Here is a 21,855-nt window from a genome sequence, read left to right on the forward strand (position 1 = left end):
GGTTAACGCCCAGATCCTAAATCCGTTACTCGTTTGCCCGCGATCGAGTTCCATAATCGTCGAAGAAACGACAGGTGCGAGACTTTTTTGCTCGCTGCAAATCTGTGGCTATCCCGGGCTCGCCGCCGACCCGGCCAGCAACCCGCCGTCGAGATTGATCTCCGCCCCCGTCATGTAGGCGGCCTCGTCCGAGGCCAGCATCGCCGCCACCGCCGCGACCTCCTCCGGCGTCCCGAACCGCTTGAGCGGCGTGTCGGCGACCAGGGCCGCCATCCGGGCCTCTCGCCCGGGCCCCTCGCCCAGCATCGGCTCCCAGATCGGCGTCAGGATCGCCGCGGGGTGGATCGAGTTGCAGCGGATCGCCCAGCCTTGCTGCGCGCAGTAGAGCGCCACGGTCTTGGTGTGGTTGCGGATCGCCGCCTTGGAGGAGGCGTAGGCCGCCGCCGCCGGAATGCCGACGAGGCCGGAGCGCGACGAGACGTTGACGATCGAGCCGGTCCCGCGCGCCTTCATCGCCCGGATCGCGTAGCGGCAGCCGAGGAAGGTGCCGTCGAGGTTGACGCGGTGCACCGCCCGCCACGCCTCCAGGCTCGCATGCTCGGGATCGTGGCGGATCGGCCCATCCTCGAAGCCGGTGATGCCGGCATTGTTGACGACCACATCCACCTCCGGGACGAGGTCCGCGAGGTGCAGCCAGTCCTCCTCGCGGGCGACGTCGAGCGGGATGAACCGCGCGCCGATCTCGGACGCGGTCGCCGCGCCGGCCGCCTCGTCGATGTCGGTGACGATCACCTCGCCCCCTCGTGACGGAAGCGGAAAGCGATGGCACGGCCGATGCCGCGGGCGGCGCCGGTGACGAGGCAGGTCTTGCCGATCAGTCGCTGCATGAAGGCTCCTCGGGTCAAGACTCGGGATCACCTGACCTTACGGGATGCCTCGCTTGGCGGCCAACCCGCCTCACCCGAGATCCAGCCTCCCCTGCCGCCCGCCGAGGCTCACCCCCTCATGGGTCAGCAGCCACTGCTTGCGGTGGAGCCCGCCGCCATAGCCGGTCAGCGTCGCGTTCGCCCCGATCACCCGGTGGCACGGCACCACGAGGCCGACCGGGTTGGCGCCGTTGGCGAGCCCGACCGCCCGCACCGCCTTGGTCCGGCCGAGCCGTTGCGCGAGGGCACCGTAGCTGAGCGTGGTGCCGGCCGGGATCGTGCGGAGGGCGGCCCAGACCTCGCGCTGGAAGGCGGTGCCGTTGGTACACACCGCCAGCCCGTCGATGGCGCCGAGATCGCCGGCGAAATAGGCCGCGAGCGGATCATGGATCGCCGATGGCACGGCGGCGTCGCGCAACGCGAAGGCGGTGCCGTAATGCAGCCGCAGCAGGCGCCGCATCCGTTCCTCGTGGTCCGACCAGTCGAGGGCGCGCAAGCGCGCCTCCTCGTCGAAGACCAGCAGCATCGTGCCGATCGGGCTCGGCAAGGTGCCGACGAGGAAGGTGGCAGGCGCGGACATGACCGCCCAAGCGTAACCCGGGCGCGAGGCCGCCGCGACGGAGGCGGCGGCCCGTCCACCGCTCAGTCGAGCCAGCCCCTCAGCTCGCGGACGACGACGTGCTCGATCACCCGCATGCCCTCCGCTCCGTCGTTGAGGCAGGGCAGGTAGGCGAAGTGGGTGCCGCCGCCTTCCTCGAAATAGTGCCGGTTCTCGCCGTCCAATTCCTCGAGAGTTTCGAGGCAATCGGCAGTGAAGCCCGGCGCCACGATGGCGAGGCGCTTCACGCCCTGCGCCGCTAGCTCCTTCACGGTCTCGTCGGTATAGGGCTTCAGCCATTCCTCGTTGCCGAAGCGCGACTGGAAGGTCGTGCGCATCCGCTCGGGCGAATAGCCCAAAGCCTCACGGATCAGCCGGCCGGTCTTCACGCACTGGCAGTGATAGGGATCGCCCTTCATCAGGTACGATTTCGGCACGCCGTGGAACGAGGTGAGGATGACCTCGGGCTCGAAGTCGAGGGCGGCGAGGTCGCGGCGGATCGCGCTCGCCACCGCGTCGATATAGACCGGGTCGTCATGGTAAGGCGGCGAGACCCGCACGGTCGGCTGCCAGCGCATCTTCATCAAGGCGCGGAAGGCCTGGTCGCAGGCGGTGGCCGAGGTCGCGGCGGCGTATTGCGGATAGAGCGGCACCAGGAGGATGCGGTCGCAGCCCTGGTCGAGGAGCGCCTGGATGCGCTGGTCGACCTCGGGCTTGCCGTAGCGCATCGCCCAATCGACCACGACACGATCCCCATCGCCGCCTGCAGCTTCTCGGCCTGGCCGCGGGTGATGGTCTTGAGCGGGCCCTCGTCGCGCTCGTTGTTCCAGACCGAGGCGTAGTCGCGCCCCTTCGGCCCCGGGCGCTTGGTCAGGATGACGAGGTTGAGCAGCGGCCACCAGATGGCGCGCGGCACCTCGATCACCCGCCGGTCGGAGAGGAATTCCTTGAGGTAGCGGCGCATCGGCCAGTAGCTCGTGCCCTCGGGCGTGCCGAGATTCATCAGGAGCACGCCGATCCGGCCCCAGCGCACGGCCGGGTGGCCGGTCGGCAGAGCGCCGGCACCGGTCTGGCCCACGGGAGTGGCGCCGCGGGCGAGCGCGGCGTTCGGGGTCACCTCGTTCATGATCGTCCGGTCTGCTTGTCGGCCCGGAGGATGGCGCGCCCGGGCCCGTCTGTCTTCGCGTCGGGTGGCCGTCTACATAGCGCAAAGGCCGCCCGAACCAACGCGTCGCGACGCTGCACCGCTTTGCGCACGGGATGTTTCCCCGAGACATTCACCGGTCAAGATTCCCGTGGAAGAGTGCCGCGCGCATCCCGGGCATCTTGCCCTGCCGGAGACCCCGCATGACCTCGCCGAGCCGCCGCCAGACCCTCGCCCTCGGCCTCGGGGCCGGACTTGCCGGTCTGGCGGCCGGACGCGCCGCCGCGCGGGCGCCGGATACCGACTTCACCCTCGTCCTCGTCAACGACATCTACCGGATGGGGCCGGTCGACGGCCGCGGCGGCTTCCCGAAGCTCGCCGCCGTGGTCAAGGCCGAGCGGGCGAAGGGCCGGCCGGTCCTGGTGGCTCATGCCGGCGACACGCTCTCGCCCTCGCTGATGTCGGGCATCGACAAGGGCCGCCACATCATCGAACTGACCAACCTCATCAAGCCCGACGTGTTCGTGCCCGGCAACCACGAGTTCGATTTCGGCCAAGCCGTCTACCTGGAGCGGATGGGGGCCGCGAATTTTCCGGTCTTTGCCGCCAACCTGCGCCGGCCCGACGGCGCGCCGGTGCCGGGCACGCGCGAATCGAGCATCCTGACGATCGGCGGGATCAAGCTCGGGGTGGTCGGCATCGCGCTGCCCGAGACCCCGGCCAAGTCGCAATCGGGCGATTGGGTGTTCGGCCCCGCCGTCGCGACGCTCGCCCGCGAGGCGGCGTCCTTGCGGGCGGCGGGCGCCGAGATGGTGCTGGCGGTCTGCCACACCGACCGGGCGACCGACGAGGCCCTGGTGGCGAGCCGGCACGCCGACATCGTGCTCTCGGGCCACGACCACGACCTGGCGCTCCGCTACGACGGCCGCACGGTCTTCGCCGAATCCGGCCACGACGCCGAATACGTCACCGCCATTGACATCAAGGCGGAAGGGAGCGGCAAGGCGCTGACCTGGACCGCCGCCTTCCGCATCCACGACACCGCCGAAATCGAGCCGGACCCGGAGGTGCTGGCGGTGGTCCAGCGCCTCGAGGGCGAGCTGGCCCGCGAGCTCGACGTGCCGCTCGGCCGGGTGACCAATGCCCTCGACACCCGGATCGAGGTGGTGCGCCGGGGCGAGGCCGCCTTCGGCGACCTCGTGGCGGATGCGCTCCGCCACGCCGCCGGGGCCGAGATCGGCCTGATGAATGGCGGCGGCATCCGCGGCAACCGGACCTATCCGGCCGACAGCGAGCTGACCCGGCGCGACGTGCTGACGGAACTCCCCTTCGGCAACACCTCGGTGCTGGTCAGGATCTCGGGCGCCCAGGTGCTCGCCGCCCTGGAAAACGGATTCTCGGAGATCGGCCGCTCCGCCGGGCGCTTCCCGCAGGTCTCCGGGATCACCGTCACGGTCGATCCTGGCGCGCCGATCGGCAAGCGGGTCGTCTCGGTCGAGGTCGGGGGCACTCCCCTCGATTTAGGCAGGACCTACAAGGTGGCGGCCAACAACTTCATGCTCGCCGGCGGCAACGATTACGGGATGCTGGCGGAGGGGCGGACGCTCGTCGGCGCCACCGACGGCACGCTCGTCGCCAACGTGGTGATGTCCTACATCCGCGCCAACGCGCCGCTGACGATCGCGACCGGGCGCCTCATCCTCCGCTGACCCCCGCCGCTCTCATCCCAGGTTCCGATGCCGAACGACGATTCCGTGGCGGGCGCGCTCGCCCGCTTCCAGGCCTCCGGGTCGCCCTGGCTCGCCCTGCCGTTCTTCCGGGACGGCGGCGCCGAGCGGGTCGCCGCGGCGGTCGATGCCCGCAGGGAGGCCGGCGCCCGGGTGCTGCCGGCGCCGGAGGCCATCTTCAACGCGCTGACGCTGACGCCGCTCGACCGGGTGCGGGCGGTGATCCTCGGGCAGGACCCCTATCCGACCCCGGGCGACGCCCACGGCCTCGCCTTCTCGTATGTCGGCGGGCGCCGGCTGCCGGCCTCGCTCAAGGTGATCCTGGCCGAGATGGCGGAGGAGACCGGCTCCCCGGTGCCGACCTCCGGCGACCTCACCCCCTGGGCGCGCCAGGGCGTGCTGCTGCTCAATTCGGCCCTCACCGTCGAGGCGGGGAAATCCGGCGCCCACATGAAGCTCGGCTGGTCGGCGCTGACCGATCAGGCGGTCGAGGCGGTCTCGGCCGAGCGCCCGGCGGTCGCCTTCCTGCTCTGGGGCGCTCCGGCCCGCCAGCGCGCCGCCCTGATCGACGGGACGAAGCACCTGGTGCTGGAATCGGGCCACCCGTCGCCCCTCAACCGCAAGGCCGATTTCCGCGGCAGCCGGCCGTTCGGGCGGGCGAATGCGTGGCTGGAGGAGAAGGGTCTGGAGCCGATCGATTGGCGGCTGGCATAGAGAGATGGTGCAGAGGCGCCGGTTCGACCGGCTGCTCTTGCCGCTCTGGCGCAACCGTCGACGATTCTCCTCGTCATCAACCCAGTTGGTTTCGGTTGCGAGAGTCGTTTTTCCGGGACGGCGAAGTTTGCCGTCTGATGGATGCGGGTTCCGGGGTGAGTGGCGGCAGGTCCCGCCATGTCCCGCACTCAGCTCCGCGTTGCCGATCGCGAACAGGTGCCGGCCTCTGTCTGCCAGCACTCCCCGGCCTGTGGTCGAGCCCTGCGGACCTCGCATGGGATCTTCGATCCCCAGGCCCCTCCCCCGCTCGGGAGAGGGGACGCGCCCCTGTTTTCCCCGGACGGCCCTGCGCAGGGAGCGGGAGGGTCGTCGCACGGCGGCCGTAGGTTCGTTCAACAAAAAAAGCCGGCCTCCTGCGAAGCCGGCCCGTCGATGAGATTTCGAGCCCCGGGGGTTGAGCCTCTCGAGAGGGAACCCGCCCGACCTTCAGCGCCGCCGCGTATCGCTGGACGCCTCCGACACCAGCCGGCCGAGGCCACGCTGGTCGAGGCGGGCGGATTTGGCCTCGGCGGGTTTGGCCGCCGCCTTGCCGGGGGCGATGGCGCCGGTGGTGGCCGGATCGGGAATGGCGGCGAGCGCCGGGCTCGGCGCCCGGTCCTTCTCGCGTAGCGCGATCCAGTTCGCCGCCGTGGTCAGCGCGGCGATCGCGATGATGACTTTGATTCCGCCGGTGAGGAGGCGCCACATGACTGGTCGGGACCCGTGATCTCGGTGGGCCGTCGGTCCGGCCCATGCCGACAGTATCGGACCACAATGCTTAACGCGTGGCCCCTCGCGGCGCGGATCGGGTCGTCCCACAACGGGAGTTCCGATGAAGACGGGTCGAACGAGGTCGAGGGGCAGCAGGCGGTCGATCCGGGGGCCGCTCGATCGGGTCGGGCGCGCTCGAATTCTCCCCCGTCATCCCGGCGCCGCGACAGCGGAACACGGGATGACGGATCGACGGCGCTCAATATTCCGGATTGCCCGGAGCGATGCCCGAAAAGTCTGGTGGGCCATGCGCCAGGGTCGCGGTTCCTGTTCCCCGAACCCGTGACGCTCCTGCGACTGCTCGGCCCACTGAGCCTCACAGGAATGGGTGCAGAGAACTGGTCCGCCCCATCCCGTCGTCGCCGACCTCTTTGCCGCACAGCCCGGATGGGTTCCGGAAGCCTCCGGACGCGCCGGCATCGAGGACGGCCCGTGTAAGCCAGACCGGGCGGGTGGGGCAACCGGAATGCGGCCCTGGCCCTTGCGTCGAAACGCGCCGGCCGGAAAAGCTTGACGGGCCCCAAGAAAAAACCGGCGGGCTCAGGGCCCGCCGGGTCGAATCACGCGATCGGCCTAGGGCCTGTTCAGCGCAGCGAGCCGCAGAAGCGCTGGATGCGGCGGCAGGCCTCTTCCAGGAGCTGGTTCGAGGTCGCGTAGGAGATGCGCAGGTTGGGCCCGAGGCCGAAGGCCGAGCCGTGCACCGAGGCGACGCCCTCGGCCATCAGGAGCTCGGTGACGAAATCCTCGTCGGTCTCGATCACCTTGCCGCCTTCCGTGCGCTTGCCGATCAGCTCGGCGCAGGACGGGTAGACGTAGAAGGCGCCCTCCGGCGTCGGGCAGCGCAGGCCGTTGGTCTGGTTCAGCATCGAGACGACGAGGTCGCGCCGGGTCTGGAACGCGGCCCGGAACTCGGCCAGGTGGTCCTGCGGTCCGTCGAGGGCGGCCACCGCCGCCCATTGCGAGATCGTGGCCGCGCCCGAGGTCTGCTGGCCCTGGACGAAGTCCATCGCCTTGATCAGCTGCTCGGGGCCGGCGGCGTAGCCGATGCGCCAGCCGGTCATGGCGTAGGATTTCGAGACGCCGTTCATGGTCAGCGTCCGGTCGTAGAGCGCCGGCTCGACCTGGGCCGGGGTCACGAAGGTGAAGTCGCCGTAGACCAGGTGCTCGTACATGTCGTCGGTGAGCACCCAGACATGCGGGTGGCGCACCAGCACGTCGGTCAGCGCCTTCATCTCGGCGTGGCTGTAGGCGGCCCCCGACGGGTTCGACGGCGAGTTGAGGATCACCCACTTGGTCTTACGCGTGATGGCGCGCTCCAGCTCCTCGGGCTGGAGCTTGAAGTTCGTCGCCATCGTGGTCTCGCAGAAGACCGGGGTGCCGCCGCACAGGCCGACCATCTCCGGGTAGGACACCCAGTAGGGCCGCGGGATCACCACCTCGTCGCCCGGGTTCAGGGTGGCGAGCAGCGCGTTGTAGATCACCTGCTTGCCGCCGGTGCCGACGATGGTCTGGCTCGGCTTGTAGTCGAGGCCGTTCTCGCGCTTGAACTTGCGGGCGATCGCCTCGCGCAGCGGCACGATGCCGGAGACCGGCGGATACTTGGTCTCGCCCCGCGCGATCGCCTCGACGGCGGCCTGCTTGATGTGCTGGGGCGTGTCGAAATCCGGCTCGCCGACCGACAGGCTGATGACGTCGCGCCCCTGGGCCTTCAGGTCCCGCGCCTTCTGGGTCATCACGATGGTGGCGGAGGGTTTCACGCGCGAGAGGGCGTCGGCCAGAAAGCCCATGACGATCGACTCCGGACAAGAGGCTTGGAAACAAGGCCCGGCCTGGCCGCGCACGGGCCGTCCGGGTCTTCGAGCGGGCCGGACCCTAGTCCCGCGCGCCGGTGCGGGCAAGCGGCGCGATGCTCGAAGAAGAGGCTGTCCCGCCTCGCGAAATCGCCGGTTCTGGACTTTTCCGCGCACCCCGTGACACCGTGCCGGACCGGGCCCGAGCGCCCGGGCGGGGGCGGGATCGATCGGCGATGGGCGAGGCGGAGCGTGTGCGGCGGGCATCCGAGGAGATCGGCCTCGCGGTCGACCACGCGGCCTGCGATCCGGCGGCCTGGGACGCCGTGATGGCCGAGATCGGCCGCCTGCTGCCCGGGGTGTTGCCGGTGCTCCAGGTCGTCGACGCCGCCGCCGGGACCGGCCTGCCCCTGGTCCAGTGGGGCTGGGATCCCGCCCATGTCCGGGCCTACGAGGCGCATTACGGCGCGGTGAACCCGTGGATCTCCGTGATCCTGGCGACGCCCGTGATGGTGTCGATGCATTCCGAGGAGCGGATGCCGGTCTCCTCCCTGCGGCGCACCGAATTCTACGCGGACTGGCTGTCGCGGCTGGGCGGCATGACGGCCTCGAGCGGGATCAAGCTGATCGATGCCGACGGCCGCCTGGCGGTGCTGAACCTCCAGCACGATCTCGCCCGGGCGTCCCGCGACCACGGCCGGCTCGCCGCCGTGATGGAGCGGATCGGCCCGCGGATGCGCCGCGCCATCGAGACCAACCGGGCCTGTTTCCCGGCCAAAGCCGCCCTCGCGCCCGGGGAGACGCTGCTGGAGCGGATCGCCGACCCCGCCTTCGTGGTGACGCGGGACTTGTGCACGCGGGACTCAGGCATGCGGGTTTTGCGCCTCGTCGAGGCGAGCTGCGCCGGCCGGGCCCTGATCGCCGAGGGCGAGGTGCTGCGGGTCGGCGCCCTCGACCGGCTCCAGGTGCGGAACCCGGACCTTGCCGCGGCGGTGGCCCGCGAGGCGGCGCTCGCCTGCGGCGATGCCCCCTCCCCTGGTATCCCGCCGGGCCCGGTGCGGATCGGCCGGGAGGCCTGGCATGTCACGGCGATCGGCCTGCGCCAGGACCTGCGCGGCGTGCTCGGGATGGCACGGCTGCTGGCACCGGACCGGCTCGCCCTCGTGGTCCTGCGCCGCACCGCGACCGCGGGCGGCGACGGGACGAACCGGCTGTCCGATTTCGGGCTTTCCCCGGCGGAGGCGCGGCTCGCCCTGTCGATGGATGGGTCGCGCTCCCTGGTCCAGGCCGCCGAGAGCCTCGGCATCCGCCACGAGACCGCCCGCTCGCAGCTGCGCCAGGTCTTCGCCAAGCTCGGGGTGTCGCGGCAATCCGAGCTTGCGGTGTTCATCCTCCGGCTCAAGCAGGGCGCGTGAGCCGGAAGAGTGACAGAGATCAGCCCGGGATCACGTCCACGATCTCGTAGGTGTCCGGATCGATGATCACGATGTCGTCGCCGACCAGCACGTACTGGAAGCCGCGATAGGCCGGGACCAGGGTGAGGATCGCCGGCGGCAGGGCGTGCAGCGTCACCGAGCGCGGGACCGCGACGCCGGCGCGCAGGGCGAAGTTGACGCCCGTCAACGGCCGCACGCCGGAGCGCACGATGGTCTGGCGGAACTCGGTGCGCTTCGTGGTGTCGAGGCGGGACACGGCGCCCCGCGCCTCGGAGCGACCGCCGCCGCGCTCGCCGCGCTCGGCCCCACGCTCACCGCGTTCGCCGCGCTCGGTTCCCCGCTCTCCCCGCTCGCCGCGTTCCGCGCCGCGCTCACCGCGCTCTCCCCGCTCCGCGCCACGCTCGCCGCCGGGCTCGGCCCCGCGTCCGCCCCGTTCGCCCTGCTCGGCTCCGCGCCCGCCGGCACCCGGCTGAGCGCCCTCGCCCCCGGCCCGGCCACCGGGGGCACCCGGCTGCTGGCCTGCGCCGCCCGCCGGCCCGGCCCCGCCGCCCGGCTGCGCCGCACCGGCACCGCCACGGGGACCGGCCGCACCACCCGCACCGCCGCCCGCCCCCATTCCGGCACCACCGCCGGCACCACCACCGGCCCCGCCGACGCCCGCTCCGCCGCCACCTGCGGCCCCGCTGGCCGCACCCGCACCGCCACCCCCGGCTCCGCCGCCGGCACCGCCCGCACCGCCCTGCGCAAAGGCCGTGGCCGCGCCGAGCACCAGCACGGCCGCCGTCATCGTTCCGCGAAGCGCCTTGCCGCGAATGAGCTTGCTCATGTGACCCCTCTCCCGACACCGTCCCCGCGCGGCCGATGCCGCGGGTTGCTCCAGTGCCGGGCCGCAACGGGGAGGTGTGGGAAATGGTTCCGGAGCGCGACCCGCGGAGGCGGCGACGCCGCACGCCCCGTCCTGTCTCTTCGTTCTCGCCGAACCGCCGTCACCAGTCTCTCCGCGCCCCTGCGCTCGTTTCCGGCGCCCTCCTGCGTTTTGGAAAAGTCTTATCCAGAATAATCTGAAATAATAAATTGCAAGCGGTGCGCGAATCACGACCTCTCGACAAGACCTCGAATGGGGTGGCGGAGGAGTGCGATGTCGATCAATTCAGTCTTGAGTCGCCTGGGACTGGCGGCGTGCCTGCTTGCGACGGCGGGGCAGACGATGGCGCAGGCGGCGCAGTGCATGGGGCGCAACGGCATCCTCGACGCGCTCTACCGCGACAGCAAGCCCCAGGACGCGGCGGGCTGCGCGATGGAGGTCAAGGACGGCAAGATCCGGATCACCGGGCCGACCACGAACCCGGCCATGACCTGCCCGGACATGGTCGCCTGGAAGCTGTTCGCCGAGAGCATCCAGCAGAGCTTCTGGACCGACTGGGCCTCCGACCAGCAGACCTGGCCCAACACGCCGCTGGCACTCTGCAAGCCCGGCCAACCGCCGGGCACCCAGTGCTGCACGCCGGATGCGGCGAGCAATCCCGGCTACAACGATCCCACCCAGCCGGGAGGGCAGTGTCCCTACTTCCCCGGGGACCATGCGGGCTCGCCCGGGACCATGGCCCTGCGGGTCGGGCAGCCGCTGTCCAAGGCGCACGCGACGCGCTTCGGCGGCGAGGCGGCGCGCAATGCCCCGGTCGGCGTCGGTGCCGCCCCCGACCCCGATCCCGGCCGCAAGATCCGCCAATCGATGGCCGAGCTCGTCTTCCGCAACAAGCCGATGCTCGATTTCGTGTTCAAGAACGACCTCTACAACCAGCAGGGATTGCAGGCGATCTTCCAGCGGGCGACCGCCTACGCCAATCCCGGTCCCGACGCGGACTTCATGCCCTATCGCCAGGTCGGCAAGCCGGGCGCCCTGGTCGAGGTCGATTTCCCGGTCGATGCCGTGATGATCAAGAGCAACTGGCTCAGCGAGAAGCGCGCCCAGGAGCTCGGGCTGCGCGACGATCCCGCCAGCCCCCACATCAAGATGATGATGAAGAGCGCGGCCAACGACAACAATTCCGACATCTTCGAAGAAGGCATTCACTGGCTGGTCGCGTTCCACATCTCCTCGAAGGACATTCCCAACTGGATCTGGGCGACGTTCGAACATGTCGGGAATCCGGGCCGCTGCGACTATACCGGCTGCAACGATTCCTACGGCTATGCCTCGTCGGATGCCGGCCTGCGGCCGGATCAGGCGACCAACTTCACCCGGCCGAAGACGACCTGCGACAACCTCCTGCTGAGCGACTACGTGTTCCAGCTCGGTGAGACCTATCCGGGCGGCACCCGCTCGCAGGCCCTCGGCAAGGTGCTGTCGGATCTCAGGGTCGGGACCGGCCCGGCCGCCTCGGGCAACCCGCTTCGGCCGATCGCCAGCGATCCGGCCTGGAACAGCTACCGCCTCAAGGGAACGCAGACCGAGTTCACCTCCTCGATCGGGCAGGCCACCCGCCTCGGCAACTCGGTCACGGAGGGCGGCTTCGTCAACTCGTCGTCCTGCATCAGCTGCCACGCCCGGGCGAGCCTCGGCGCCAACGGCTCGACGGGGCCTCTGCCGCTCAGCGTGTTCGTGAGCGAAGCCTCGGATGTCGGCTATCTGCGCAGCGCGAACGGCGTGCCTGACCCGAACTGGTACGCCACGAGCCGCCAGCCGGCGACGCCGCTGGCGATCCAGACCGACTTCGTCTGGGGCTTCCTGTTCGCCAGCTGCATCGCCGGACAGGTGACGCCGGGCTGCCCGGCCAAAGCCGAGGCGCTGCGGGCGGGGGCGCCGGGGCAGCAGCGCTCGATCCGCAGCATCATCCGCCAGTGACGGGAGGCGCCCGGCGGCGAGCCGGGCGCCTTCCCCTCAGCCGATCGCCTCGGCCACCGCGACCCCGCAGGCCGCCGTGTCGGCGTTGCCGCCGAGGTCGCGGGTGCGCAGGGTCCGCTCGGCCAGCACCCGCTCGATGCCGGCGACGATCTCGGCCGCGGCGTCCTTCTCGCCCAGATGCTCCAGCATCATCGCACCGGACCAGATCTGGCCGATCGGGTTGGCGATGCCCTGGCCGGCGATGTCGGGGGCCGAGCCGTGGACCGGCTCGAACAGCGACGGGAAGTCCCGGTCCGGGTTGATGTTGCCCGACGGCGCGATGCCGATCGTGCCGGTGCAGGCGGGACCGAGATCCGACAGGATGTCGCCGAAGAGGTTCGAGGCCACCACCACGTCGAACCAGTCCGGATGCAGCACGAAATGAGCCGTCAGGATGTCGATGTGGTACTTGTCCCAGGCGACGTCGGGATAGTGGCGCGCCATCTCCTGCACGCGCTCGTCCCAGTACGGCATGGTGATCGAGATGCCGTTCGACTTGGTGGCCGAGGTCAGGTGCTTCTTCGGTCGCGAGCGCGCCAGCTCGAAGGCGAATTTCAGCACCCGGTCGGTGCCGCGGCGGGTGAAGACCGATTCCTGCACGGCGAATTCGCGGTCGGTGCCCTGGAACATCCGGCCGCCGACCGAGGAATACTCGCCCTCGGTGTTCTCGCGCACGACCCAGAAATCGATGTCGCCGGGCTTGCGGCCGGCGAGCGGGCTCGGCACGCCGGGCATCAGCCGCACGGGGCGCAGATTGATGTACTGGTCGAATTCACGCCGGAACAGGATCAGCGAGTTCCACAGCGAGACGTGGTCGGGGATCTTCTCCGGCCAGCCGACCGCGCCGAAGAAGATCGCGTCGTGCCCGCCGATCTGCGCCTTCCAGTCCTCCGGCATCATGCGGCCGTGCTTGGCGTAGTAATCGTAGGACGAGAAGTCGAACCAGTCCTGCTGCAGCGTGAAGCCGTGGCGCTTGGCCGCCTGCTCCAGCACGCGCACGCCCTCCGGCACCGTCTCCTTGCCGATGCCGTCCCCGGGGATCACGGCGATGCGGTAGTGGCGTTTTGCTGACGGCATGGGTCTCCTCCTGTTTTATAGAGCCCCCGCCTCGCCTATCGGACGACGCCGGTCAATCGCCGTTCACGCCACCTCTCCGACGCTCGCCCTGCGCTGGCGGTCGAGCTCGTCGCTGTAGCGCTTGAGGGTGTGCTTCTCGGTGAGGATCCCGATCACCCGGGCGGCCTCCCGGCTCTCGACCACCGCCAGCGCCTCGCTCTCGGCCTTGTCGAACAGGGCGACCGCCTCCTTGGCGTTCATCTGCGGCAGCAGCACCTGGTCGCGGTAGCGCAGAAGGTCGGCGACCCGGGTCTCGGACGCCTTGTCGTCGATCGGCGCGGCATGGGCCTCGGCCACGAGCACGATGCCGGCGTAATGCCCGGCCTCGTCGACGGCGACGACCTGGGTGCCGGAGCCGAGCGGGAAGGCGCGCCGGAACGCCGCCAGCGTGGTGTCGCCGCGCACGGTGCGGACCTCCCGGCGCATCAGCTGGCCGACCGTCAGGGTGCGGATCCAGCCGACATCGTGGGCGCTGCGGATCGATTCGCCGCGCAGGTGGAAGCGCCAAGTGGCGAAGGAGTAGCCGAAGGTCTTGCGGACCGTGAGCGAGGAGGCGATCACCGCCACCAGCACCAGGCCGGCGATGGGAAAGTCGCCGGTGACCTCCAGCGCCAGGAAGGTCATCGTCATCGGCCCGCCGATCACCGCGACGGCGAGCGCGCTCATCCCCACCACCGCGTAGGTCACCGGCGGCAGCACCATGGCGACCAGCGGCGGGGCCAGCATCACGAAGATCTTGCCGGCGAGCGCGCCCAGGAACAGCGAGGCGAAGAACAGCCCGCCGCGAAAGCCCGAGCCGATCGAGACCGCCGAGGCGAGCGCCTTGGCGAGGAAGAGGAGGATCAGCCCGGCCGCGCCGGTCGCCGCGCCGTCCTCCGCCAGGTTGAGGTGGAGCGCCCCGTGCCCGGCCGAGAGCACCTGGGGCGTGGCCACCAGCGCCAGCAGCCCGACCGCGAGGCCGCCGAGGACCGGCCGGGCCTGCGGCGGCACCTTCGTGCGGCGCACCCCCTCCTCCACCAGGGTGACGCCCTGCATGATCAGGATGCCGAGCCCGGCGCAGATCAGCCCGAGGCCGAGCGTCGGCAGGTAGTCGGCCGGCCGACCGGCGGGGTCGGCCCGATGGTGATGACCGTCTGGTGCCCGAGGATCGCCCGCGACACGAAGGCGCCGGCGAGCGCCGCGGTGACCACCGGGGTCAGCGAGGCGATGGCGTAGGTGCCGATGATGAGCTCGAAGGCGTAGAACGCCCCGGTCAGCGGCGCCCCGAACGCCGCCGCGATGGCCGCCGCCGCCGCGCAGCCGACCAGGATCCGCATGTCGTTGCGGCGCAGCTCGAAGCTCAGGCCCAGTCGCGAGGCGAATCCGGCCGAGATCTGGGTGTAGCCGGCCTCGAGCCCGACGGAGGCGCCGCATCCGTTCGAGATCAGGTTCTGCACCGCGACCAGCACCGAGTCGCGGAGCGAAAGCCGGCCGCCATGGAGCGCGTTGGCCTCGATCGGGTCGATCACCGGGCTGCCGGGGACCCGCCGCAGGCGGTTTCCGAGCCAGATCGCCAGACCCAGCACGACGCCGCCCAGAGCCGGCACGCCGAGCGCCACCAGCGGCGGGACGTGGGCCGTCGCGCTCAGGCGCTCGTCGAGGTCGAGGCCGAACAGCCATTCGTGGGCGCCTTGCGCCGCCCAGCCCATCATGCTGACGAGCCCCCCGACAGGCAGCCGACGAGGGCCGCAAGCAGGATCAGGCCGATCTCGCCGCCGCGCACCCAGGCGCGCAAGCGCCCGGGCGCCAGGACGAGGGCGCTCTCCGTCAGGGCGCGGCGGACCATCTCGGATTTCGGCGTCATCGGACCGGAGGATCGGGTTTGTCGGGGATCGGCGGGCGCCGGCAGCGGTTTAGGGCGCCCGAGCCGGCCGGTCGATCACCATTCCGGGGCCCATGCATCGTTTTTTCCGCCGGCGCGGTCACCGGCTCCATGGGGAAAACCGATGCGAAGACAACGGCTTCGCCTCGATCCCATGAGGCGGCCCCGCCGGGACGGCGCGGTTTCCCACGTTTTCGATGCGAAAGGCGCCGATCGGCGCTTGCTACGGCGCTCCGGCCGGACTAAACACCACCCCGTCGCGAGCCGCCATAGCTCAGTTGGTTAGAGCGCTAGATTGTGGATCTAGAGGTCCCCCGTTCGAGCCGGGGTGGCGGTACCACGGACACTCGCGGATCGAAGCCCCCCGGCGCCATGCGCTGCAGACGGGCGGAACGATCCGAGCCAATCCTTTCAAATTTGTTAAAGCATCGGCCAAGTGGTCTGTGCACATCTGTTCCCGGAACGAGGGGAGGACGGTGTGCAGCGCTACTTCTTCGATCTGAGCGCCGGCGCCTGGCAGTGCCGGGACGATATCGGGCTGATCCTGTGCAGCCAGGACGAGATCCGCGGCGAGGCGACCCGGACGGCGATCGCGTTCGCCGGGGCGGGCCTGACTGGGGCCGATCTCTCCGACCTGAAGGTCCGGGTCCGCGACCGGGCCGGCGAGCCCGTGATGACCGTGAGCCTCGCCCTCACCGTGCGCGGGCCGGAGGAGCCGGTGCGTCTGGCATCGCAAACGGCAAGGCCCCGGATGGTGCGGGCCGCCTGACGCCCCCATGAGCCGCCCCGAGCAGACTTGCGTCGGCAGGCCAACGCTTCGCCCGCTTGGGTTCTTGCTTCGTCGCAGATCTTTCGCGTCGAACCGGTAACCGCTTCGGCGAAATCGGCTCAGCCGGCCGCGATCCTGCGGCCGCCCAGCGCGCGCGCGGCGGCGAGCCCGATGAGGGCGCCGCCCGCGCTCGCCGCGAAATCGACGACCTGCGCGGTCCGGCCCGGGACCCAGAGCTGCCCGATCTCGAGGATGCCGGCAAGGATGGCGAGCGCGAGCGCGAGCCGCCAGGCCGGCATGCGGGAAAAGCCGAGACCGAGAAGCCCGGCCGTGCCCGCATAGGCGAGAAGGTGCTCGACCTGTCCGGCCGCGCCGGTGCGCATCTCCCACTCCTTCGGAATCCACGACAGCCAGACCAGCACCGGCAGGCAGGCGAGGCCCGCCATCCCGGCGATGCGCCGCAGATCCGGCTGCGCGATCGGTCCCATGCCGAGCCTCCCTCCGCCCCGGCAGCACCCGGTGCTCGGCCGGATGGTCGGATGGACGGGACCGGCGAGACAAGCGTGCCATCCGATGCGGGACCGGCGCCTGCCCTGGCGATCGGGATTACGCCGATGGCGGTAGCGGGTGGAACGATCGGCCATCCGGTGCGATAGCCGCAGGACGAGACAGCCGGAAACGGAACCGGAGGCGCCCGATGACCGATACCACCGAGACGTCTCCTTCAACCGCCCCCGAGGCGGAGCGCGACGAGGAGGCGTTTCACATCCCGGACGAGCTCGCGCTGGCGCTGACCGAGTTCGCGGCCGTGGAGCAGCTGTCCCGCGGCGACGCGATCTGCCTCATCCTGCGGGAATATCTCAAGGCCAAAGGCTACCTGACGAGGGCTACCTGAAGGGCACGCCCTCGGCTCGAGCCGTCCGCGGCCGGTCAGGCAGCGCCGCGCAGCCGGATCTCCAGGCGGCCGACATCCTCCGCCAGCCGCTCGACCGCGCGCCGCGCCTCGTCATCCTCGGGCGAGGCCCGCAGGGCGTCGGACGCCGCCGCCAGCGACTCGCGCTTGGCCTGGAGCGCGAAGGCGATCTGGGCCCTGGCCATCTCGGGTGTCCTGTCGGCCATCCTGTCCCTCCGATGCATGAATCTGCCGGCCGCGACGATCCGGGTGCGTGACGCGAAGCGCAGGCCCCCCGCGAGAGGAACCTGCGCCTGCGATCGTAATCTCAAGAAGGCCCCGTCCGAAGACGGGACCGGGATCAGCAGTCGTTGGCCTGCTGCGCGGCGGTCTTCTCGCCCTTCGACTGCTTGCTGACGTCGGACGGCGAGGTCGCGGTCTGCGAGCCGATGTTCTGCATCGCCCCGACCGTGCCGGGCGACTCGGCCTTCGCGCCCGGCGTCACCGAGGCGGTGGCGGACGGATCGACGTTCGAGGTCTTGTCCATCTTCTGCGTCGTATTGCCGGCAGTCTGGCCGGGCGCGCAGGGGCCGGCAGCGGCCCCGAGGGTCCCGGCGAGCAGGAAGAGGCCGGCACCAAGCGCAGTCAGGCGGGTCATCGTATTTCCTCCGAGGGTTGTTGTGCGGGCTCAACAATCGCCGGGTGGTCGGGTTCCTTCGCCATTCGGCTGCGGCGTGGCGGGTCGATCTTCGCGATCGCGCCGATCCGAAACCTGATTTCGAAGATTGGCCTGGAGGCAGCGCTGCCATTTGCTTCGGTTCGACGAAACCGAAAAAACCGCTTGCGTTTTGTGCGCTGCACGATAATGTGTGCATCGCACGGTCGCGATGGCGTCGCGGCCCTGCTGCCCTCTTTGGGCGTTTCCTCCCTAGACTTCGGGCCGCTCGCAAGGGCGGCCTTTTTTCTTGAGCGATGCCCTTCGGCAACCGCGAGGCTCCGACGCGACAAGGGGCCGCGCACGGCGCAGCCCCTCGACGACGGACGACCCGGATCGGTTGCGGGGCCGCGCCGTCAGCTCGGCACGATCTCCGCCGGGCGCGACTGGGCGTAGAGGCTCGCCCCCGCATCCGCCCCCACGACCCGCACCAGGGCGGCCTGGTCGCAGGTGCCGGCGATGCGCAGGCCGAGCCGGTGCAGGTGGTCCTTGTCGGTGCAATAGGCCGCGAGCCGCGCCCGCCCGGTCACGGGCATGCGCGAGACCAGCGCATCCACGTCGTCCTCGCTGGCCCGGTGCAGGACGGCCAGAAGCTCGAGGGGAATCGGGTAGCGCGCGAACGCCGTGGGCAGCGGGCGGGTCTGAGCTTGCGGCATGGATCACCTCGGTGCGGTTCAGCTTCGCCCGATCCTCGGATGCCATGGTTAGCGATCGGTTAAGGCTCCCGCGGCCGCACCCTCGGCCCCCTCGAACCCGCGGGCCTTGCCGGAGGGGAGCGCATCGGCTTTACGCTTGTCGTCGTCCCGGTCGCGCCCACCGATGTGGCGATGAACCGCAACGATCAGATCGGCGGCTGCGGCCTCGTTCCCGCGTCGTGGATCAATGCGCCGGGCTCGTGCTGGGCGGGATCATGCGCATAACGTATGGAGCAACCTTTCGCGCGGAAGATTGTAGTGGGATTCCCGCGGCGACGGGCGGACCGGACTGAGACGTGATGACTGAACAGACCAATGCGGAGGCCGTCTCGGCCGAAGCCGTGCGCCGCAGCCTGGACGGCTGCTTGCGCGCGCCCGCATTCCGGCGGTCGCAGAAGCTGGCGGCCTTCCTGAGCTACGTCGTCGAGGAGGAGCTGGCCGGGCGGGGCGAGGGCATCAAGGCCTACACCATCGCCACCCAGGCGCTGGGCCGGGCCGACAGCTTCGACCCGAGCAACGATCCGAGCGTGCGGGTCGAGGCCGGCCGCCTGCGCCGTGTCCTCGACGAGGTCTATTCCGACGAGGGCCGGCAGCTGCCGGTGCGGATCCTGGTGCCGGTCGGGGCCTACCGTCCGACCTTCGAGCTTCAGGCCGGCGAGGACGCCCCGCCGGAGGAAACTCCGCGTCCCGTCGCCACCCCGGTCCCGGTCCTGGTTCCGGCACCGCCCGCTCCGGCCGCAGGGCCGCCGCGGCGCATCGCGGCCCAGGCCCTGGCCCTGTTCGACACCCGCGGCCAGGCGGTGCTGGCCCTGCTCCTCGCGGTGATCGCATTCCTGCTCGCGGTCGAGGTCGCGCTGCAGATCTACGTCCTCACCTCCGCGTGAAGGCCGTCCCGTCCGGCACCGGTCACGCCGCGTAGAAACATAATGGAAACCGAATGACTTCGGAACCGGACGATGCCGGACGCTGTTCATTGCGCTGTTCAGCGACGTCGATGACGTGACGTAGTGGAGATGACCATGCGCAAGATGATTGCCGGAACCATCCTGGCCGTGGGTCTGGCCGGGTTCGCCGGCGCCGCGGAGGCGAAGGGCTGCATCAAGGGTGCGGTCGTCGGGGGCATCGCCGGCCACGCGGTCGGCCACACCTTCGCGGGGGCGGCCGCGGGCTGCGCCCTCGGCCGCCACCAGGCCAACAAGCGCCAGCGCGACCGCGACACCGCCGTCCAGCCCGCTCCCGCCCGCTGAGCCGGCGGTCCTCTCGCCGCACCGCAGCATCGACCTGCGCAGTCACCGATCCGGCTCCTCAGGTCGAGCTTGGCCGTAAGCGGGCACGAATGCTCGCAACCGCCCACGGTGAAGCTTGACGGCGATCGGGCTGAGCTGTGCGAGCGTCGCCGTCATATCGCCACATCTCGCCGGCTTCTTGCGCACCAGAGGCGAGGAAACCGGGGCGATACACGACATGCAGCGTCGAGCGGACGGAACGGCACGGCGGGGCGGCTTGCGGATGGCGGGGGCCCAGGGTCGTGCCGTCGCTCACGGGCGCGCCGTCTCGGGGAACGTCCTCTCGTCGGACACGCTGGCGCTCGGCACCCGTGCCGCGCATGGCGGCATGCCCTGCATGGCGCGCACGCTGCTCGCCGCGGGGTGCTTCGCGGCGGGCCTCTCCGCGCTGCTGCACCAGTACGGCGCCGACCTGATGACGGCCCGCCCGGCCGTCACCATGATGGCCGACCTCCTGGTGATGCCGACCCCGAAGATCCACACCGTCAAGGCGCCGACCCGCGACACCGCCGCGATCGCGCCCCTGCGCGAGCCGGTCCACGACCTCGACACCGCGCTGGGCTCGTCCGGCGTCGACCGGGTCTCCTACGACGACATCCTGGCCGCCAGCGCCGGGGGCGATCCCAACGAGGTGCTGACCTTCGGGCCGATGCGGATCCGCCGCCACCTCGTCCAGACCATCGTGCGCGCCGCCGCGACCGTGCGGACCGACCCGGTGCTGCTGATGGCGGTGGCCGACAAGGAATCGAGCTTCATCACCGAGGTCCAGGCCCGGACCTCCTCGGCCACCGGCCTCTACCAGTTCATCGAGCGCACCTGGCTGCAGGTGATGCGGGAATTCGGCGCCCAGCACGGCTATGCCCGCGAGGCGAGGCTGATCGGCGACGACAACGGCGTCGCCGATCCGGCCGAGCGCGCCCGCATCCTCGACCTGCGCCGCGATCCCTCCCTCTCCGCCGTGCTGGCGGGCGAGATGCTCAAGCGCGATTCGGCCCGCATCGCCGCCCGGATCGGCCGCGACCTCACCCTCGGCGAGACCTACCTCGCCCACTTCCTCGGCCCGGACGACGCCGAGCGCTTCATGGCCAAGGTGGTCGAGGAGCCGAAGGCCGAGGCCGCCGCCCTGCTGCCGAAACCCGCCAAGGCCAACCGGCCGATCTTCTACGAGCGCGTCGGCCGCCGGAAGGCCCGCAGCCTCACGGTGGCCCAGGTCCACGACAAGTTCGAGGCGATGATGAGCACCCGCGGCGCGCGCTACCGCGACGTCGGCGCCCTGATGGGCGTGATGGCCTACGCCGCCGATACCCCCTGAGAGATCGCGAAAAAGCCTCGTCGTCGCAGCTCCTGCTGGGGCAACCTTGCCGCATGTCGAGATTTATTCTCCTGACCGAGTTCACGGGATCAGGAGGTGGCGATGGGCGCGGCGGGCGCCGGGTGCCGGACGGGCGGCACGCAACTCAAACCGACCCTTTCCCTCGACACCCTCGGGGCGGGCCTCGCCGCGGCCTATGACGGCCTGGTGGCCGAGGCGGTGCCCGAGCGGTTGAGCGCGCTGCTGCGGCAGCTCGAATGGCGCGAGGCGCAAGCGGGCCTGGAAACCGGCCGCGATGCACGGCGCCCGGACGGTGCGGACGCATCCCCGCGCAATCCGTGCGGGATTCCCGCCGGACGGCTCGCCCTGCTGGTCGGCGACGTGCCGGCGGCCGACGACGCGGCCTCGCTCCTGGCCCGCGCGGGCCTGGACGTCCGGCGCTGCCTCGATCCGGATGCCGGCCTCGATGCCCTGCGCGTCCATGGCGGCGGGGTCGCCCTGGTGCTGATCGGCCTGCCGACCGCGCGCGACGGAGCCCTCGACGGGGCCGGGCTCGCCCGGGCCGTCGCGACCCTGTGGCCGACCGTCCACCTCGTCGTGGCGCAGCCGCCCCGGCCCGAGGCCCGCGTGCCGGACACGCTGCTGCCGCCGCAGGCGGTGCCGCTCGACCGCGCGCCCGATCTCCTGGGCCTCGCCGAGCAGGCGGCGCGCAGCCCGCGCTCGCCGGTGGCGTAGGGTCGCGGTGCGGCACGGGCCTTCGCCCGAAGGTTTCCCCTTCCGGCGGATTTGATCGGCGCGGCGATCGTGCCTTACTATCGGGCAGGATGGCCGCGCGGCCGAGCGCCGCGCGGCCACCGGGAGGTCTGAACGGATCGGGGGATCTGGCATGACGACGAACGAGCGCGACAGCTACCGGGCCGAATACGCCGCGACCGCGGGCCAGCAGGCGGCCTTCTTCCGCGAGCAGGCCGAGCACCACCGCCAGCAGGCCGAGCAGGCGCGGGTCTTCGCCGAATTGAGCCCGGGCGACGAGAGCCTGGAACAGAGTCGGCGGGCCGAGCGGCTCGAGACCCTGGGGCGCCACGACGACACGATGGCGGCCGCCTTCGAGGCCCGCGCCCGCCGCGGCTGATTTCCACCCCGCGAAGCGGTCGGTCGGCCATCTCACCACGCGGGCGGC

At 71.0% G+C, this 21,855-nt stretch carries 20 protein-coding genes, 1 tRNA gene and 3 pseudogenes; 12 read left to right on the forward strand and 12 right to left on the reverse strand.

Annotated features, from left to right (window positions below; translation table 11 throughout):
• Positions 1–108: 108 nt before the first annotated feature.
• The 3 genes and pseudogenes from F1D61_RS17005 to hemH all read right to left on the reverse strand — a co-directional run bounded on the left by F1D61_RS17005 (position 109) and on the right by hemH (position 2,650).
• Positions 109–887: pseudogene (locus F1D61_RS17005) on the reverse strand (SDR family NAD(P)-dependent oxidoreductase).
• Between the two features lie 70 nt (positions 888–957).
• On the reverse strand, positions 958–1,506 hold the full coding sequence (ogt, locus tag F1D61_RS17010; RefSeq protein ID WP_203152872.1) for a methylated-DNA--[protein]-cysteine S-methyltransferase: 549 nt from the start codon (positions 1,504–1,506) through the stop codon (positions 958–960).
• Positions 1,507–1,568: 62 nt separating this feature from the next.
• Positions 1,569–2,650 (reverse strand): annotated as a pseudogene (gene hemH / locus F1D61_RS17015) (ferrochelatase).
• Positions 2,651–2,871: 221 nt separating this feature from the next.
• On the opposite strand from hemH, the gene F1D61_RS17020 reads away from it, so the two are divergent.
• Entirely contained in the window at positions 2,872–4,377 is a 1,506-nt protein-coding gene (locus F1D61_RS17020) for a bifunctional metallophosphatase/5'-nucleotidase (RefSeq protein ID WP_203152873.1), read from the forward strand.
• Between the two features lie 27 nt (positions 4,378–4,404).
• A complete protein-coding gene (gene ung / locus F1D61_RS17025) occupies positions 4,405–5,109 on the forward strand; it encodes a uracil-DNA glycosylase (RefSeq protein ID WP_203152874.1) in 705 nt (234 codons plus the stop codon).
• Positions 5,110–5,595: 486 nt separating this feature from the next.
• On the opposite strand, the gene F1D61_RS17030 is transcribed toward ung, so the two are convergent.
• Both F1D61_RS17030 and F1D61_RS17035 read right to left on the reverse strand, forming a co-directional pair.
• Positions 5,596–5,856 carry a hypothetical protein gene (locus F1D61_RS17030; RefSeq protein WP_203152875.1) on the reverse strand — a complete coding sequence of 87 codons (261 nt, stop codon included), beginning with the start codon at positions 5,854–5,856 and terminating at the stop codon, positions 5,596–5,598.
• A 647-nt stretch (positions 5,857–6,503) separates the two neighbouring features.
• Positions 6,504–7,706, reverse strand: a complete 1,203-nt coding sequence (locus F1D61_RS17035) for a pyridoxal phosphate-dependent aminotransferase (protein WP_203152876.1) — start codon at positions 7,704–7,706, stop codon at positions 6,504–6,506.
• Positions 7,707–7,963: 257 nt separating this feature from the next.
• Here F1D61_RS17035 and F1D61_RS17040 point away from each other — a divergent pair, with 257 nt between their 5' ends.
• Positions 7,964–9,124, forward strand: coding sequence for a helix-turn-helix transcriptional regulator (locus F1D61_RS17040; protein ID WP_203152877.1), 1,161 nt, complete (start codon positions 7,964–7,966; stop codon positions 9,122–9,124).
• Positions 9,125–9,143: 19 nt separating this feature from the next.
• On the opposite strand, the gene F1D61_RS17045 is transcribed toward F1D61_RS17040, so the two are convergent.
• Entirely contained in the window at positions 9,144–9,971 is an 828-nt protein-coding gene (locus F1D61_RS17045; protein ID WP_203152878.1) for a DUF1236 domain-containing protein, read from the reverse strand.
• Positions 9,972–10,283: 312 nt separating this feature from the next.
• Here F1D61_RS17045 and F1D61_RS17050 point away from each other — a divergent pair, with 312 nt between their 5' ends.
• Positions 10,284–11,990 (forward strand): hypothetical protein, encoded by a 1,707-nt coding sequence (locus F1D61_RS17050; protein WP_203152879.1) that lies wholly within the window; start codon positions 10,284–10,286, stop codon positions 11,988–11,990.
• 36 nt (positions 11,991–12,026) lie between these two features.
• Here the strand turns inward: F1D61_RS17050 and F1D61_RS17055 are convergent, their stop codons facing one another.
• Both F1D61_RS17055 and F1D61_RS17060 read right to left on the reverse strand, forming a co-directional pair.
• Positions 12,027–13,106 carry a tartrate dehydrogenase gene (locus F1D61_RS17055; protein ID WP_203152880.1) on the reverse strand — a complete coding sequence of 360 codons (1,080 nt, stop codon included), beginning with the start codon at positions 13,104–13,106 and terminating at the stop codon, positions 12,027–12,029.
• Positions 13,107–13,169: 63 nt separating this feature from the next.
• Positions 13,170–14,988, reverse strand: a pseudogene (locus F1D61_RS17060) (chloride channel protein).
• Positions 14,989–15,269: 281 nt separating this feature from the next.
• Here F1D61_RS17060 and F1D61_RS17065 point away from each other — a divergent pair.
• Both F1D61_RS17065 and F1D61_RS17070 read left to right on the forward strand, forming a co-directional pair.
• Positions 15,270–15,346, forward strand: a tRNA-His gene (locus F1D61_RS17065).
• Positions 15,347–15,484: 138 nt separating this feature from the next.
• The gene (locus F1D61_RS17070) at positions 15,485–15,775 is read left to right on the forward strand and encodes a DUF6894 family protein (RefSeq protein ID WP_203152881.1); all 291 of its coding nucleotides are present in this window, start codon (positions 15,485–15,487) and stop codon (positions 15,773–15,775) included.
• Positions 15,776–15,894: 119 nt separating this feature from the next.
• On the opposite strand, the gene F1D61_RS17075 is transcribed toward F1D61_RS17070, so the two are convergent.
• Positions 15,895–16,263, reverse strand: a complete 369-nt coding sequence (locus tag F1D61_RS17075; protein ID WP_203152882.1) for a VanZ family protein — start codon at positions 16,261–16,263, stop codon at positions 15,895–15,897.
• A 209-nt stretch (positions 16,264–16,472) separates the two neighbouring features.
• Between F1D61_RS17075 and F1D61_RS17080 the strand changes: the two genes are divergently transcribed.
• Positions 16,473–16,670, forward strand: a complete 198-nt coding sequence (locus tag F1D61_RS17080) for a hypothetical protein (RefSeq protein WP_203152883.1) — start codon at positions 16,473–16,475, stop codon at positions 16,668–16,670.
• Between the two features lie 35 nt (positions 16,671–16,705).
• Here F1D61_RS17080 and F1D61_RS17085 read toward each other — a convergent pair whose 3' ends face one another.
• From F1D61_RS17085 to F1D61_RS17095, 3 genes are all read right to left on the reverse strand, one after another.
• Positions 16,706–16,894: a hypothetical protein gene (locus F1D61_RS17085; RefSeq protein WP_203152884.1), complete on the reverse strand. Its 189-nt coding sequence runs from the start codon at positions 16,892–16,894 to the stop codon at positions 16,706–16,708.
• Between the two features lie 134 nt (positions 16,895–17,028).
• Positions 17,029–17,325 carry a hypothetical protein gene (locus F1D61_RS17090; RefSeq protein ID WP_203152885.1) on the reverse strand — a complete coding sequence of 99 codons (297 nt, stop codon included), beginning with the start codon at positions 17,323–17,325 and terminating at the stop codon, positions 17,029–17,031.
• 413 nt (positions 17,326–17,738) lie between these two features.
• On the reverse strand, positions 17,739–18,038 hold the full coding sequence (locus F1D61_RS17095; RefSeq protein ID WP_203152886.1) for a hypothetical protein: 300 nt from the start codon (positions 18,036–18,038) through the stop codon (positions 17,739–17,741).
• A gap of 338 nt (positions 18,039–18,376) precedes the next feature.
• Here F1D61_RS17095 and F1D61_RS17100 point away from each other — a divergent pair, with 338 nt between their 5' ends.
• The 5 genes from F1D61_RS17100 (at position 18,377) to F1D61_RS17120 (ending at position 21,807) form a co-directional block, all read left to right on the forward strand.
• Positions 18,377–18,961: a hypothetical protein gene (locus F1D61_RS17100; RefSeq protein ID WP_203152887.1), complete on the forward strand. Its 585-nt coding sequence runs from the start codon at positions 18,377–18,379 to the stop codon at positions 18,959–18,961.
• Positions 18,962–19,096: 135 nt separating this feature from the next.
• Positions 19,097–19,324, forward strand: a complete 228-nt coding sequence (locus tag F1D61_RS17105) for a hypothetical protein (RefSeq protein ID WP_203152888.1) — start codon at positions 19,097–19,099, stop codon at positions 19,322–19,324.
• Between the two features lie 217 nt (positions 19,325–19,541).
• Positions 19,542–20,675 carry a transglycosylase SLT domain-containing protein gene (locus F1D61_RS17110; protein ID WP_432443143.1) on the forward strand — a complete coding sequence of 378 codons (1,134 nt, stop codon included), beginning with the start codon at positions 19,542–19,544 and terminating at the stop codon, positions 20,673–20,675.
• Between the two features lie 102 nt (positions 20,676–20,777).
• Positions 20,778–21,410 (forward strand): response regulator, encoded by a 633-nt coding sequence (locus F1D61_RS17115; protein ID WP_203152889.1) that lies wholly within the window; start codon positions 20,778–20,780, stop codon positions 21,408–21,410.
• A 151-nt stretch (positions 21,411–21,561) separates the two neighbouring features.
• Positions 21,562–21,807, forward strand: coding sequence for a hypothetical protein (locus tag F1D61_RS17120; RefSeq protein ID WP_203152890.1), 246 nt, complete (start codon positions 21,562–21,564; stop codon positions 21,805–21,807).
• The last annotated feature ends 48 nt before the right edge of the window (positions 21,808–21,855 follow it).

The organism is Methylobacterium aquaticum (genome assembly GCF_016804325.1).
In the GTDB taxonomy this organism is placed as follows: Bacteria; Pseudomonadota; Alphaproteobacteria; order Rhizobiales; family Beijerinckiaceae; genus Methylobacterium; species Methylobacterium aquaticum_C.